Source organism: Pseudomonas sp. F(2018) (genome assembly GCF_005508865.1).
Lineage (GTDB): Bacteria > Pseudomonadota > Gammaproteobacteria > Pseudomonadales > Pseudomonadaceae > Aquipseudomonas.
Map to the genome: position 1 here is coordinate 755,882 of NZ_SCOM01000002.1, position 12,317 is coordinate 768,198.

Annotated in this window: 15 protein-coding genes; 8 read left to right on the forward strand and 7 right to left on the reverse strand. The window is 68.7% G+C overall.

All coding sequences use genetic code 11. The features are described from left to right. The first annotated feature begins 2 nt into the window (after window positions 1-2). Window positions 3-455, forward strand: coding sequence for a gamma-glutamylcyclotransferase family protein (locus tag FFS62_RS11610; RefSeq protein ID WP_137972970.1), 453 nt, complete (start codon window positions 3-5; stop codon window positions 453-455). On the opposite strand, the gene FFS62_RS11615 is transcribed toward FFS62_RS11610, so the two are convergent. Next, window positions 413-1,819, reverse strand: a complete 1,407-nt coding sequence (locus FFS62_RS11615) for an MATE family efflux transporter (RefSeq protein ID WP_137972971.1) — start codon at window positions 1,817-1,819, stop codon at window positions 413-415. The two genes, FFS62_RS11610 and FFS62_RS11615, sit on opposite strands and share 43 nt — an antisense overlap. A gap of 125 nt (window positions 1,820-1,944) precedes the next feature. On the opposite strand from FFS62_RS11615, the gene pdxB reads away from it, so the two are divergent. Then, on the forward strand, window positions 1,945-3,075 hold the full coding sequence (pdxB, locus tag FFS62_RS11620; protein WP_137972972.1) for a 4-phosphoerythronate dehydrogenase PdxB: 1,131 nt from the start codon (window positions 1,945-1,947) through the stop codon (window positions 3,073-3,075). On the opposite strand, the gene FFS62_RS11625 is transcribed toward pdxB, so the two are convergent. From FFS62_RS11625 to FFS62_RS23170, 3 genes are all read right to left on the reverse strand, one after another. Next, complete coding sequence (locus FFS62_RS11625; protein WP_137972973.1) at window positions 3,072-3,641, reverse strand: thioesterase family protein; 570 nt, start codon at window positions 3,639-3,641, stop codon at window positions 3,072-3,074. The two genes, pdxB and FFS62_RS11625, sit on opposite strands and share 4 nt — an antisense overlap. A 13-nt stretch (window positions 3,642-3,654) precedes the next feature. Next, a complete protein-coding gene (locus FFS62_RS11630; RefSeq protein ID WP_137972974.1) occupies window positions 3,655-4,491 on the reverse strand; it encodes a helix-turn-helix domain-containing protein in 837 nt (278 codons plus the stop codon). Between the two features lie 106 nt (window positions 4,492-4,597). After that, the gene (locus FFS62_RS23170) at window positions 4,598-4,774 is read right to left on the reverse strand and encodes a PA1571 family protein (RefSeq protein WP_171016314.1); all 177 of its coding nucleotides are present in this window, start codon (window positions 4,772-4,774) and stop codon (window positions 4,598-4,600) included. A gap of 115 nt (window positions 4,775-4,889) precedes the next feature. Here FFS62_RS23170 and FFS62_RS11635 point away from each other — a divergent pair, with 115 nt between their 5' ends. From FFS62_RS11635 to FFS62_RS11660, 6 genes are read left to right on the forward strand one after another with little or no spacing between them, the layout of a single operon-like run. Continuing rightward, complete coding sequence (locus FFS62_RS11635; RefSeq protein WP_137972975.1) at window positions 4,890-6,002, forward strand: ATP-NAD kinase family protein; 1,113 nt, start codon at window positions 4,890-4,892, stop codon at window positions 6,000-6,002. A gap of 14 nt (window positions 6,003-6,016) precedes the next feature. Further along, complete coding sequence (locus FFS62_RS11640) at window positions 6,017-6,415, forward strand: GFA family protein (protein WP_171016315.1); 399 nt, start codon at window positions 6,017-6,019, stop codon at window positions 6,413-6,415. A gap of 2 nt (window positions 6,416-6,417) precedes the next feature. Continuing rightward, window positions 6,418-7,011: a DUF1287 domain-containing protein gene (locus tag FFS62_RS11645; RefSeq protein WP_137972977.1), complete on the forward strand. Its 594-nt coding sequence runs from the start codon at window positions 6,418-6,420 to the stop codon at window positions 7,009-7,011. A 34-nt stretch (window positions 7,012-7,045) separates the two neighbouring features. After that, window positions 7,046-7,486 (forward strand): thiol-disulfide oxidoreductase DCC family protein, encoded by a 441-nt coding sequence (locus FFS62_RS11650; RefSeq protein ID WP_137972978.1) that lies wholly within the window; start codon window positions 7,046-7,048, stop codon window positions 7,484-7,486. Further along, complete coding sequence (locus FFS62_RS11655) at window positions 7,483-9,249, forward strand: ABC transporter transmembrane domain-containing protein (protein ID WP_137972979.1); 1,767 nt, start codon at window positions 7,483-7,485, stop codon at window positions 9,247-9,249. The genes FFS62_RS11650 and FFS62_RS11655 overlap by 4 nt, the downstream gene beginning before the upstream one ends. A 10-nt stretch (window positions 9,250-9,259) precedes the next feature. Then, window positions 9,260-10,366 (forward strand): saccharopine dehydrogenase family protein, encoded by a 1,107-nt coding sequence (locus FFS62_RS11660; protein ID WP_256662201.1) that lies wholly within the window; start codon window positions 9,260-9,262, stop codon window positions 10,364-10,366. Here FFS62_RS11660 and rhtA read toward each other — a convergent pair whose 3' ends face one another. From rhtA to FFS62_RS11675, 3 genes are all read right to left on the reverse strand, one after another. Continuing rightward, on the reverse strand, window positions 10,367-11,224 hold the full coding sequence (gene rhtA, locus FFS62_RS11665; protein WP_137972981.1) for a threonine/homoserine exporter RhtA: 858 nt from the start codon (window positions 11,222-11,224) through the stop codon (window positions 10,367-10,369). A gap of 80 nt (window positions 11,225-11,304) precedes the next feature. Beyond that, the gene (locus tag FFS62_RS11670; RefSeq protein WP_137972982.1) at window positions 11,305-11,586 is read right to left on the reverse strand and encodes a pyrimidine/purine nucleoside phosphorylase; all 282 of its coding nucleotides are present in this window, start codon (window positions 11,584-11,586) and stop codon (window positions 11,305-11,307) included. 67 nt (window positions 11,587-11,653) lie between these two features. After that, the gene (locus FFS62_RS11675; RefSeq protein ID WP_137972983.1) at window positions 11,654-12,196 is read right to left on the reverse strand and encodes an exonuclease domain-containing protein; all 543 of its coding nucleotides are present in this window, start codon (window positions 12,194-12,196) and stop codon (window positions 11,654-11,656) included. Window positions 12,197-12,317: the final 121 nt, after the last annotated feature.

Genomic DNA, 12,317 nt, shown 5'->3' on the forward strand with positions numbered 1-12,317 from the left:
ACATGCCTTACTACTTCGCCTACGGCTCCAACATGAATCCCGCGCGCATGCAGGCGCGCGGCCTGGTCGTCGAGGAGATGATGGCGGCGCGGTTGCCGGGCTATGCCCTGAGCTTCAACAAGCGCGCCCACGACAACCCGGGTCGCGCCTACGCCAATATCCGCCACCAGGCCGGCGGCGTGGTGGAAGGCGTGCTCTATCGCCTGGCCGACGAGCGCGAGATTCTCAAGCTGGATGTGTTCGAAGGCACGCCGATCTACTACAGCCGCGAACGCATGCGCATCGAGACCGAACACGGCGCCATCTCCGCCTGGATCTACATCGCCAACCCGGCCTGGCGCAGCGAAGGGCTGGCGCCCAGCAGCGGCTACCTGGCCCATCTGCTGGCCGGCCGCGAGCTGCTGTCCGCCGACTACTGGGCGGCGCTGGCCGCCACCGTCGCGCTCGCCGACTGAGCGTGGATGCGCCGGCGCGCGCTGCGCGCCAGGCGGATGCCGAGCAGCACGGCGGCGCAGGTCAGCCCCACCACCAGCCCCTGCCACAGGCCGCTGGGCCCGGATGGCTGGCCCAGCCAGTCCGACAGCCCCAGCGCATAACCCACCGGCAGGCCGATGCCCCAGTAGGCGAACAGGGTGATCAGCATGGTCGCGCGGGTGTCCTGGTAACCGCGCAGGGCGCCGGCGGCGGTGACCTGCACGGCGTCGGAGAACTGGAACAGCGCCGAGTACACCAGCAGGGTGGCGGCCATGGCAATCACCATCGGGTCCGGGCTGTAGATGGCGGCGATCTGCTCGCGCAGCAGCAGGACCAGGGTCGCCGACAGGCAGGCATAGGCCAGCGCCGTGCCCATCGCCACGCCGGCGGAGAAGCGCGCATCACGCGGCGTACCACGGCCCAGGGACTGGCCGACGCGTACCGTGGCGGCCATGGCCAGCGAGTAGGGGATCATGAAGATCATCGAGCTGAAGTTCAGGGCGATCTGATGGCCGGCCACCACGGTGGCGCCGAGGCCGCCGATCAGCAGGGCGATCACCGAGAAGATGCTGGATTCGGCGAAGATCGCCACGCCGATCGGTACGCCGATGCTGAGCAGGCGGCGGATCACCGCCCACTGCGGCCATTCGAAGTGCTTGAACAGCTGGCTCGGCTGGTAGTACGGCGCATGGTTCACCCACCACAGCATGCCCAGCAGCATGCACCACATCACCGCGCCGCTGGCCCAGCCGCAGCCGACGCCGCCCATGGCCGGGAAGCCGAGGTGGCCGTAGATCAGGATGTAGTTGAGCGGGATGTTCAGCAGCAGCCCGCCGATGCCGATGAACATGCTCGGCCGGGTATGGCCGATGCCGTCGCTGCAGCAGCGCAGCACGTGGTACAGGGCCACCGCCGGGAAGCCGCAGGCGATGCCGCGCAGATAACCCATGGCCATGGCGCTGAGCTCGGCATCCACGCCCATCAGGTGCAGCAGCGGTTCGGCGTTCCACAGCAGGGTGGCGCAGCCCAGGCCCACCGCCAGCGCCAGCCACAAGGCCTGACGCACCAGCGGGCCGATCTCCTCCTGCTTGCCGGCGCCATAGCGCTGCGCCACCTTGGCCGTGGTGGCCAGCAGGGTGCCGTTCATCAGCAGAAATACCGGTACCCACAGCGAGTTGCCCAGGGCCACCGCCGCCAGGTCCCGCGCGCTGACCCGGCCGGCCATCACCGCGTCGACGAAGCCCATCGAGGTATGCGCCAGCTGGGCGATGATGATCGGCGTGGCCAACGCCAGCAGGGCACGGATTTCGGCCAGGGTGCGGGCGGAGCGGGAGAGGGTGTGCATGGAGGGTCCGGCGGGATGGAGCAGGGAGGCGCGCTAGTCTAGCCCTGTCTGGAGGGTCAGGAAAGCGCGGCTTACCCGGCGCGCCGCTCTGCGCCTAGAATGAGCGCTCGTGAATGGAGTGCCCCATGCAGATAGTCGCCGACGAAAACATTCCGCTGCTCGACGAGTTCTTCGCCGCCTTCGGCCCGATCAGCCGCCATCCCGGCCGGGCCATCGACCGCGCCGCGCTGGGCGACGCCGAAGTGCTGCTGGTGCGCTCGGTGACCAGAGTCGACCGCGCCTTGCTGGAAGGCAGCAAGGTGCGCTTCGTCGGCACCTGCACCATCGGCACCGACCATCTGGACCTGGACTACTTCGCCGAGGCCGGCATCGCCTGGTCCAGCGCCCCCGGCTGCAACGCCCGCGGCGTGGTGGACTACGTGCTCGGTTGCCTGCTGGCGCTGGCGGAAAGCACCGGCGCCAAGCTGCCCGAGCTGACCTACGGCGTGGTCGGTGCCGGCCAGGTTGGCGGGCGCCTGGTCGAGGTGCTGCGCGGGCTGGGCTGGGATGTGCGGGTCTGCGACCCGCCGCGCCAGGCCGCCGAGGGCGGTGACTTCGTCGAGCTGGGAAGCATCCTGCGCGAGTGCGATGTGGTCAGCCTGCACACGCCGCTGGATGCCGGCACCCGCCACCTGATTGCAGCAGAGCAGCTGCGCGCGCTCAAGCCTGGCGCCTGGCTGATCAACGCCAGCCGCGGCCCGGTGGTGGACAACGCGGCGCTCAAGGCCCACCTGCAGGGCGGCGCCGATTTGCGCGTGGCGCTGGACGTTTGGGAAGGCGAGCCGCTGGCCGACCCTAAGCTGGCCGCGCTGTGCCAGATCGCCACGCCGCACATCGCCGGCTACAGCCTGGACGGCAAGCTGCGCGGCACGGCGCAGATCTACCAGGCTTACTGCAAGGCAATGGGCCTGCCGGAGCGGGTACAACTGAGCGATCTGCTGCCGCCACCCTGGCTCGCCGAGCTGGGCCTGCACGAGGAAGCCGGCATCGACTGGGCGCTGGCCAGCCTGTGTCGCGCGGTATACGACCCGCGCCGCGACGATGCCGATTTCCGCCGCTCGCTGGTCGGTGATGCGGCACAGCGCAAGGCGGCCTTCGACGCCTTGCGCAAACACTATCCCTATCGCCGCGAGATCGACGGCCTGCAGGTGCGTCTGGAGGGCGATGCGCCGCACCTGGCGGCGCTGGTCGGCGCGCTGGGCTGCACGCTGCTCTAGGCTCGGGCCGCTTCCGGCAGCGCCACGTCGTGCTCTTCCTCGCGCAGGTGCTGGCTCAGGCTGTCGCAGCTGCGGTGCCATTCCAACACCCAGGCGGGCAGCGCCGGTGAATCGGGACTCTGTCCCAGCTCGACGGCGAACTCGCGCGGGTCCAGGGTGCCGCCCGGCGCCTTGAACAGGCCGCGGATCAGCACCAGGCCGAGCACCCGGCCGTGGCGCACGAAGCGGTGCTCGATAAAGGTCCACTTGCCTTCCCAGCCCAGCACCCGGCTATGCACCTCGAAGCGCTCGAAGGGCTTGAGGTCGCGCCGGAACTTGGCCGTGGCGTCGCCCACTATCGGCAGCGCCCTGTGCCGCCAGGCCACCCGCGCGGCGCCGGTGCGCAGCACGAAATCCATGCGCGCCACGTCGGCCAGGGTCAGGTAGCGGCCGTTGTTGACGTGGCCGTTGAAGTCCAGGTCGTTGGGCTGCACGCGCATGTGCAGCACGCTGGTGCCCAGCGGGTGCACGCGCGGGCGCCAGCGGAAGGTCAGCAGCATGCGGATCAGGCGGAACCACAGGTTCATGGGTACATCTCCATCAGGCGAATTGGCGCATGAAGGCCTCGGTGGCCTCGTCCGCGGGGAAGTAGGATTCCAGGCGCAGCTGCTCGAGGCCGGCATCCAGCGGTGCACCCAGGGTGGTGATGGTGGTGAAAAAGCGCAGGTCGATGCCGTTCTTGCGGAAGTGGGTCATCAGCACCGGGCTGTCCAGCTGACCGGCGCCCAGGGTCGGCCACTGCTCGGGCATGTCCGGGAAGCAGGCGATCTCGTCGAACAGCCGCTCGGTCAGTGCGTCACCGCCGACGCGCAGGGCCTCGGCGCGCAGGCGCTGGATCAGGAAGGCCGACAACTCCAGCCAGTTCACCACCTTCGAACGCAGGCCCCTGGGATGCAGCAGCAGCTTGATCAGGTTGGGCGCACCCTGGGGGCCGAAGACCTCCGCCGGGGGCGGCTCGTCCATCAGGAAGCTGGAGAAGTGCTCGCCGGCGCGGTTGGTGCGTAGCTGGTTCCAGCGGCAGTCGATCAACGCGGCCGGATAGGGCTCCTGCTTGGCCAGCAGCAGCTCGATGGCCTGGCGCACGAAGGCGGATTCCGCCGCCTCCAGCGGGCTGTCGCGAAATACCGCGGCGAAGCCGGCGGCGGCCAGCAGGGTGTTGCGCTCGTGCAATGGCAGATCGAGGCTGGCGGCCAGCTGCAGGATCATCGGCCGGCTCGGCTGCGAGCGGCCACTCTCCAGGAAGCTGATATGCCGCTGCGAGGTTGCCGCGATCTCGGCGAAGGCCAGTTGGCTGAGGCCGCGGCGCAGGCGCCAGGTTTTCAGCAGGTTGCCGAAGCTGTCGCCCTGGCGGGCTGGATGGGAAGTGGCGGAGGGCATGGGCGGGCCTTGAAGGAAGCTATGGCCTTCTTTCTACCCGCGCCCCGGCAGGGCGGCAATTACATCGGAGGTAATAGCGCAGCGCCCTGCCGTGGCAGAATGCGCCTCAGGATGCCTGGCGCGGCGCCTGCCAGGCCTTGTCCAGCTCGCGGCAGGCCTGCTGGATCATCTGCTCGGTGATGGGAATCTCCCGACCCTCGGCGTCGATGATGGCGCCGCCCAGCGGTTGCGGCGGGTTGGCGGGTTTGCTCTGGGACTGCGGGGACTGCTGTTGCGCTTTCATGACCGTTTCCTCCGGACTATGTGGAAAGTCTAGGGCGGGCAGATGAAGGCGCCGTGACAGCCAGCGCGAGAGGTTTATTCGGGGCACCCAACGGTGCGCCGTGATTGGAGTGGTTATGAGTGTTTTCCATCTGGGCCTGATCATCAATCCGCTGGCCGGCCTCGGCGGACCGGCGGCGCTCAAGGGTAGCGATGGCGTGGCCGCCGAGGCCCTGGCCCGTGGCGCCGAACCGCGCGCCGCGGAACGCACGCGCATCGCCCTGGAATGCCTGCGACCGGTGGCCGAGCGCCTGCAGTTCGTCACCTTTCCCGGCGCCATGGGCGCCGACCTGCTGAGCGAGCTGGGCTACGCCCACCGGGTGCTGGGTAGCCTGGGCGAGGGCCCGACCACGGCCGCAGATACCCAGGCCGCGGTGCGCGCCCTGCAAGACGCGGGTTGCGCGCTGATCCTGTTCGCCGGTGGCGACGGCACCGCGCGCGATGTGTGCAGCGCGGTGCGCGAGGATCAGCCGGTACTCGGCATTCCGGCCGGGGTGAAGATCCATTCCGCGGTGTATGCCATCAGTCCACGCGCGGCCGGGCAGATGGCTTTGCGCCTGATCGAGGGTGGTCTGGTGCGCCTGTCCAGCGGCGAGGTGCGCGATATAGATGAAGCGGCCCTGCGCGAGGGCAAGGTGGGCGCGCGCCACTATGGCGAGATGTGCGTGCCGGTGGAGGGCGAATTCATGCAGCACGTCAAACAGGGCGGCATGGAATCCGAGGAACTGGTGCTGGTGGACCTGGCCGACTGGCTGCAGGAAAGCTGGGAAGAGGGTGTGCGCTACGTGTTCGGCCCCGGCTCGACTCTACACGGCCTGGCGCAGAACCTCGGCCTGGAGACCACCCTGCTGGGCGTGGACGTGATCGAGGACGGCGCGGTGCTCGCCCGCGACGTGACTGAGGCGCAGCTGTTCGAGTTGATCGACGGTCATCCGGCGCGCCTGCTGGTCACCGCCATCGGCGGCCAGGGCCATATCATCGGCCGCGGCAACCAGCAGATCAGCCCGCGAGTGCTGCGCGCCATCGGCCTCGACCACCTGCGGGTGATCGCCACCAAGCGCAAGCTCGGCACCCTGGAAGGCCGCCCGCTGCTGGTCGACAGCGGCGACCCGGCGCTGGACGAGGCCTTCCCCGACGCCGTGCGGGTGTGGGCGGGTTACAGGGAAGAACTGCTCTATCCATTGCGTTGAAACAGGAGAAGGTCATGCATCAGGGAAGCTGCCTGTGCGGCGAGATTCGCTATCGGATCGAGGGTGAACTTGCCCCCATCCAGCTGTGCCACTGCAGCCAGTGCCGGCGCGCCCAGGGTGCGCCGTTCGCCAGCAATATTCCGGTCAGCGAGGCAGCGTTCCATTTGCTCAGCGGCGCCGAACGCCTGCAGGCCTTCGAGTCTTCGCCAGGCAAGCAGCGGGTGTTCTGCTCGCGCTGCGGCTCGCCCATCTACAGTCGCACCAGCAAGCTGCCGGGCGTGCTGCGCATCCGCGCTGGCAGTCTGCAGGGCGAGGTAGCGAGCCGGCCGGGCTGGCATATATACGCCGACTCCAAGGCCAACTGGTGGGAGCTGGATGACGATCTGCCACGCTACGCCGAACGCAAGGAATGACCATGCGTCATCTCCTGCTTCTGCTGCTGTTCGCGCTGGCCCCGGCCTGGGCGGCGGGCGTCGACCCGCAACGCCTGGTGCTCGATGCGCGCAGCCAGGTCGGCGTGACTCTGAGCTATGACCCGGTCTACCGCCAGCTGGACTACCCCGGCGGCGACGTGCCGCTGAGCACCGGCGTGTGCACCGACGTGGTGATCCGCGCCCTGCGCGAGCAGGGCCTGGACCTGCAGAAGAGCGTGCACGAGGACATGCGTGCGCACTTCGCGCTGTATCCGAAGAACTGGGGGCTGAAGAGCACCGACCGCAATATCGATCACCGCCGCGTGCCCAACCTGATGACCTGGTTCAAGCGCCAGGGCATGGCGCTGAAAGTCAGCGACAAACCGGCGGACTACCTCGCCGGCGATATCGTCACCTGGGACCTGGGGCGCGGCCTGACCCATATCGGCATCGTCTCCGACCGCAGCAGCCCGGCCGGCGTGCCGCTGGTGCTGCACAACATCGGCCGCGGCACGCGGGAGGAGGACATCCTGTTCGGCTTCGCCATCACCGGCCACTATCGTTTCGCTGACCCAGGCCAGCGCCGGGCGCAATGAGTTAGCATCCGTCGCAGGATTTCCGGAGGTCTCGATGGCATTACCACCCCATATCCAGGCCGGCGAGCGTGTCGTGCTGTTCGACGGTGTGTGCCGGCTGTGCAACGGCTGGGCGAAGTTCCTGATCCGCCATGACCAGCAGCGGCGTTTTCGCCTGTGCTCGGTGCAGTCGGCCGAAGGCCAGGCGATCCTGGCCTGGTATGGCTTGCCCACCGACGCTTTCGAGACCATGGCCTACGTGGAAGGCGAGACGCTGTTCGTGCGTTCCGATGCCGTACTGCGCATCGTCGCCCAGCTGCCCGGCGCCTGGCGTCTGCTGGCCGTGCTGCGCTTGCTGCCGCGCGTGCTGCGCGACTGGTGCTACGACCGCATCGCGCTGAACCGCTACCGCCTGTTCGGCCGCTACGACAGCTGCCTGCTGCCCGCTGCGGACCACCAGCAGCGTTTCCTCGATGCCGGCGAGCCGCGCCCATGAGCCTGTTCTCGGATAACCGGCGCCAAGCGCTGGGCATGGCCTGGCGCTTCGTCGCGCCGTACCGCTGGCGCCTGGTCGGCGCCCTGGCGGCATTGATGTTCACCGCTGCCATCACCCTGTCCATGGGCCAGGGTATCCGCCTGCTGGTGGACCAGGGGCTGGCGACCCAGTCGCAGAGTGCGCTGAACCACTCCATCGCGCTGTTCTTCGTGCTGGTGCTGGCCCTGGCGATTGGTACTTTCACCCGTTTCTATCTGGTCAGCTGGATCGGCGAGCGCTTCGTCGCCGATATCCGGCGCAAGGTATTCGACCATCTGATTGACCTGCACCCGGGCTTCTACGAGAGCAACCGCGCCTCGGAGATCCAGTCGCGGCTGACCGCCGACACCACGCTGCTGCAGACGGTGATCGGCTCGTCGCTGTCCATGGCCCTGCGCAACGGCATCATGCTGATAGGAGGCGTCGTGCTGCTGTTTGTCACCAACGCCAAGCTCAGCGCCATCGTGGTCTGCTCACTGCCGCTGGTGGTGGCGCCGATCCTGATCTTCGGCCGCCGCGTGCGCGCGCTGTCCCGGCAGACCCAGGATCGGGTCGCCGACGTGGGCAGCTATATCGGCGAGACCCTCGGCCAGATCAAGACGGTGCAGGCCTACAACCACCAGGCCCAGGACCGCCAGCGCTTCGCCGGCACCGTGGAGGCCGCGTTCGCCACTGCCGGCAGGCGCATCCGCCAGCGCGCCTGGCTGATCACCGTGGTCATCGTGCTGGTGCTTGGCGCCGTGGGCGCCATGCTCTGGGTCGGCGGCATGGACGTGATCGCCGGGCGTATCAGCGGCGGCGACCTGGCGGCTTTCGTGTTCTACAGCCTGATCGTCGGCATGTCCTTCGGCGCCATCAGCGAGGTGATTGGCGAGCTGCAGAGCGCGGCTGGTGCCGCCGAGCGCATCGCCGAACTGCTGCGCACGCGCAACGCCATCACCGCGCCGAGCGAGGACCTGCTGCAACTGCCGCAGCGGGTCGGCGGCGAAGTCGAGCTGCGTGGCGTGCGCTTCTTCTATCCGGCCCGCCCCGAACAGCCGGCCATCGATGGCATCGACCTGGCGATACGTGCCGGCGAGACCCTGGCCCTGGTCGGCCCCTCTGGCGCGGGCAAGTCGACCCTGTTCGACCTGCTGCTGCGCTTCTTCGACCCGCAGGAGGGCGAAGTGCTGATCGAGGGTGTGCCGATCCAGCGCCTCGATCCGGCCGACCTGCGCCGGTGCTTCGCCTTGGTTTCGCAGAACCCGGCGCTGTTCTTCGGCTCGGTGGAGGACAACCTGCGCTACGGGCGCCCGGATGCCAGCGCCGCCGAGGTCGAGGCCGCCGCGCGTGCGGCTCACGCCCACGAGTTCATCGAGCGCCTGCCGCAGGGCTATCAGACCCATCTGGGCGAAGCCGGGCTGGGCCTCTCCGGCGGCCAGCGCCAGCGCCTGGCGATTGCCCGCGCGCTGCTAACCGATGCGCCGATCTTGCTGCTCGACGAGGCCACCAGCGCGCTGGATGCCGAGAGCGAACACCTGATCCAGCAGGCACTGCCGGGGCTGATGCGTGGGCGCACAACGCTGGTCATCGCTCATCGCCTGGCCACGGTGCAGAACGCCGACCGCATCGCGGTGGTCGACCGCGGCCGGCTACAGGCCATCGGCACCCACGCCGAGCTGGTGGCGAGCAATCAATTGTATGCGCGGCTGGCGCAGCTGCAGTTCAACACCGAGCGTCGTTAGGGAGAGGGTGGTGCACAAGGAATTCGGTGTGGTGGTGCTGGGCGGCTATGGCAACTTCGGCCAGGTCATCGTGCGCAAGCTGGCGGCTATCGCCGGTATGCGCGTGTGGGTGGCCGGGCGCGACCTGGCCAAGGCCGAGGCGCTGGCGGCGCAGACCGGCAGCCAGGCGCTGCAGCTGGACATGAACGCCGCCGACCTGGCCGAGCGCCTGCGCGCCCTGGGCGCGCAGCTGCTGATTTCCACCGCCGGGCCTTTCCAGCGCCAGGACTACCGGGTGGCTCGCGCCGCCATCGAGGCCGGCCTGCACTACGCCGACCTGGCCGATGCCCGCGCCTTCGTCTGCGACATTGGCGAGCTGGATGCGGCGGCGCGGGCGGCCGGTGTGCTGGTCTGCGGCGGCGCCAGCTCGGTGCCGGCCCTGGCGGGCGGGGTGATCGACAGCCTGCTGCCGCGTTTCTCCCGCTTGGACGAGATCTGGCACGGCATCAGTTCCTCGGAGAAGACGCCGGGCGCCTCGACCCTGGCGGCGGTACTGGACTACTGCGGCAAGCCATTCCAGCAATGGCGCGACGGCGCCTGGCGCGAGGTGTTCGGCTGGCAGGACCTGGCGCGTCACGACTTCCCGGCGCCGCTCGGTCCGCGCTGGGTAGCCAACTGCGATATCCCCGATCTGCAGCTGTTCCCGGCCCGTTATCCGGGCGTGCGCAGCGTGCGCTTCTCGGCCGGTGTCGGCCTGCGCCTGACCCAGTTCGGCACCTGGGCGCTGGCCTGGCTGGTGCGCGCCGGCCTGTTGCGCAGCGCGGTGCCGCTGACCCACTTCCTGCATCGCCGCGCCGTATCGGTGGAACCGTTCGGTGACGGCCGCAGCGGTATGTTCGTGCGCCTGAGTGGCCTCGACCAGAGCGGCCAGCCGCTGACGCTGTGCTGGGAACTGCTGGCCGAGAACAACGACGGCCCGAACATCCCCTGCATGGCCGCCGTGGCTCTGGCTCGCAAGCTGGCGGTCGGCAGCCTGGAGGCCCGTGGTGCGCTGCCGTGCCTGGGCCTGCTGACGCTGGACGAGTACCTGGCGGAGCTGGACGGGCTGGCGATCAGCAGCGGCCTGCGTCAGCTCTGATCAGGCGTGTGCGCGCGGCTTGATGGTGGCCGCCGCGCCCGTCGAGGCGAGGATGATGGCGCCGATCGCCAGCCACTGCATCGGGCTCAGGTTCTCGCTGAGAAAGATCAGGCCGGAGAGGGCGGCGATGGCCGGTTCCAGGCTCATCAGTACGCTGAAGGTGCGCGCCGGCATGCGGGTCAGGGCGAACATCTCCAGGCTGTAGGGCAGGGCCGAGGACATCACGGCCACGGCCAGGGCTACCGGCAGCAGGTCCAGCGAGAACAGGCCGCCGCCGACCTGCCAGAGCCCCACCGGAAACACCAGCAGCGCGGCAACCACGGTACCGAACGCCACCGTCTGCGCGCCGTGGGCGGCACCGGCCTTCTGCCCGAACAGGATGTACAGCGCCCAGCACACGCCGGCGCCCAGGGCCAGGGCCATGCCCAGCGGGTCGAGATGGTCGGCGGCAGAGGTGTCGGGCAGCAACAGCCAGAGGCCGAGCACGGCCAGGACAATCCACACGAAGTCCAGCAGGCGGCGCGAGGAGAACAGCGCCAGGGCCAGCGGGCCGGTGAATTCCAGGGCCACGGCGATGCCCAGCGGAATGCTCTTCAGCGACATGTAGAACAGCAGGTTCATCGCCCCCAGCGACAGGCCGTAGCCGAGTAGCGAGCGCCAGGCCGCGAAGTTGGGGCGGGTGCGCCAGGGACGCATGACGATGCACAGGATCAGCGCCGCCAGGCTCAGGCGCAGGGCGGTGGTGCCCTCGGGGCCAATCAGCGGGAATAGGCTCTTGGCCAGGGAGGCACCGCTCTGGATGGAGGTCATGGCGACCACCAGCAGGGCGATGGGCAGAAGCAGGGTGGAGCGGGGCATGGCGCTGTCCGGGGAGTTGCGATAAACGGGCTGCAATAAAAAACCGGCCACTCGGGCCGGTTCTTTCAACCTAGCCTAGATCAGCGGTATTCGCAGAGATAGGCGGTGTCCACGGCGACCTTCAGCTGGAACTTGCTGTTGCCTGGCACGGTGAACTTGCTGCCGGCCTCGAAGGTTTCCCAGTTGTCGCTGCCCGGCAGCTTGACGGTCAGGGCGCCGGCGACCACGTGCATCACTTCCAGCTGGGCGGTGCCGAACTCGTACTCGCCCGGAGCCATGACGCCGATGGTGGCCGGGCCTTCGCTCATGGCGAAGCCGATGGATTTGACGGTGCCGTCGAAGTATTCGTTGACCTTGAACATGGCGGGCTCCTCGGAAGGGTCAAAAAAGGCCCGCCAGTATGCCCAACCAGCCCGTCTCAGTCAGCCCTCAGGGGGCAAATATCAGCGGCAGCAGCCGGGCGGTGTTGCGCGCATCCTCCAGGGCCCGGTGCTGGCGGCCCTGGAACTGCAGGCCGGTCAGCTGCAGCGCGCCCTGCAGGCCCACGGCGCGCTTGAGCTGGCGGCTGTCGGCGAAGCTCTGCTTGAGGTTGTGGTGCGGGATGTCCTGCAGGCAGCTGCACAGGCCGTGACGCTGCCACTCCAGGCGCAGCTGGCGCTGATCGTAGTCGCCCCAGCTGCCCCAGCCCGCCAGATGTGGCAGGTGGGGCTCCAGCCAGCGCTCGAACTGCGGCCAGACGTGGCCCAGCGGCGATGCGCCATCGACCTGGGCCTGGCTGATATGGGTCAGCTCGCGGCAGAAGGCGGTCAGAACCGGGCGGCGTAAGGGGCGGACGAAGCGCTGGAAGTGTTCCAGCTCATGGCCATCGGGGGCTACCAGACTGGCGCCGATCTCGATGATCTCCATGTCTTCCAGCGGCCAGCCACCTTCTTCGGTGGTGGCTTCCAGGTCGATGATCAACCAGTGCTGCATAGGCTCCCTCCTTGGTTGTGTGGGGCAGTATGGTTGGCCGCGGCGCGCCGGGCAAAGCGCTTGCACAGTTTTGCCCTGCAGCTGTGCTGGCCGGCCGCCCCTCGATCCGGGCTATGCTTGG

Excerpts from the sequence above, each read along its gene's own strand:
- FFS62_RS11610 (WP_137972970.1), top strand. The coding sequence starts at position 3 with ATGCCTTACTACTTCGCCTACGGCTCCAACATGAATCCCGCGCGCATG.
- FFS62_RS11615 (WP_137972971.1), bottom strand. The coding sequence starts at position 1,819 with ATGCACACCCTCTCCCGCTCCGCCCGCACCCTGGCCGAAATCCGTGCC.
- pdxB (WP_137972972.1), top strand. The coding sequence starts at position 1,945 with ATGCAGATAGTCGCCGACGAAAACATTCCGCTGCTCGACGAGTTCTTC.
- FFS62_RS11625 (WP_137972973.1), bottom strand. The coding sequence starts at position 3,641 with ATGAACCTGTGGTTCCGCCTGATCCGCATGCTGCTGACCTTCCGCTGG.
- FFS62_RS11630 (WP_137972974.1), bottom strand. The coding sequence starts at position 4,491 with ATGCCCTCCGCCACTTCCCATCCAGCCCGCCAGGGCGACAGCTTCGGC.
- FFS62_RS23170 (WP_171016314.1), bottom strand. The coding sequence starts at position 4,774 with ATGAAAGCGCAACAGCAGTCCCCGCAGTCCCAGAGCAAACCCGCCAAC.
- FFS62_RS11635 (WP_137972975.1), top strand. The coding sequence starts at position 4,890 with ATGAGTGTTTTCCATCTGGGCCTGATCATCAATCCGCTGGCCGGCCTC.
- FFS62_RS11640 (WP_171016315.1), top strand. The coding sequence starts at position 6,017 with ATGCATCAGGGAAGCTGCCTGTGCGGCGAGATTCGCTATCGGATCGAG.
- FFS62_RS11645 (WP_137972977.1), top strand. The coding sequence starts at position 6,418 with ATGCGTCATCTCCTGCTTCTGCTGCTGTTCGCGCTGGCCCCGGCCTGG.
- FFS62_RS11650 (WP_137972978.1), top strand. The coding sequence starts at position 7,046 with ATGGCATTACCACCCCATATCCAGGCCGGCGAGCGTGTCGTGCTGTTC.
- FFS62_RS11655 (WP_137972979.1), top strand. The coding sequence starts at position 7,483 with ATGAGCCTGTTCTCGGATAACCGGCGCCAAGCGCTGGGCATGGCCTGG.
- rhtA (WP_137972981.1), bottom strand. The coding sequence starts at position 11,224 with ATGCCCCGCTCCACCCTGCTTCTGCCCATCGCCCTGCTGGTGGTCGCC.
- FFS62_RS11670 (WP_137972982.1), bottom strand. The coding sequence starts at position 11,586 with ATGTTCAAGGTCAACGAATACTTCGACGGCACCGTCAAATCCATCGGC.
- FFS62_RS11675 (WP_137972983.1), bottom strand. The coding sequence starts at position 12,196 with ATGCAGCACTGGTTGATCATCGACCTGGAAGCCACCACCGAAGAAGGT.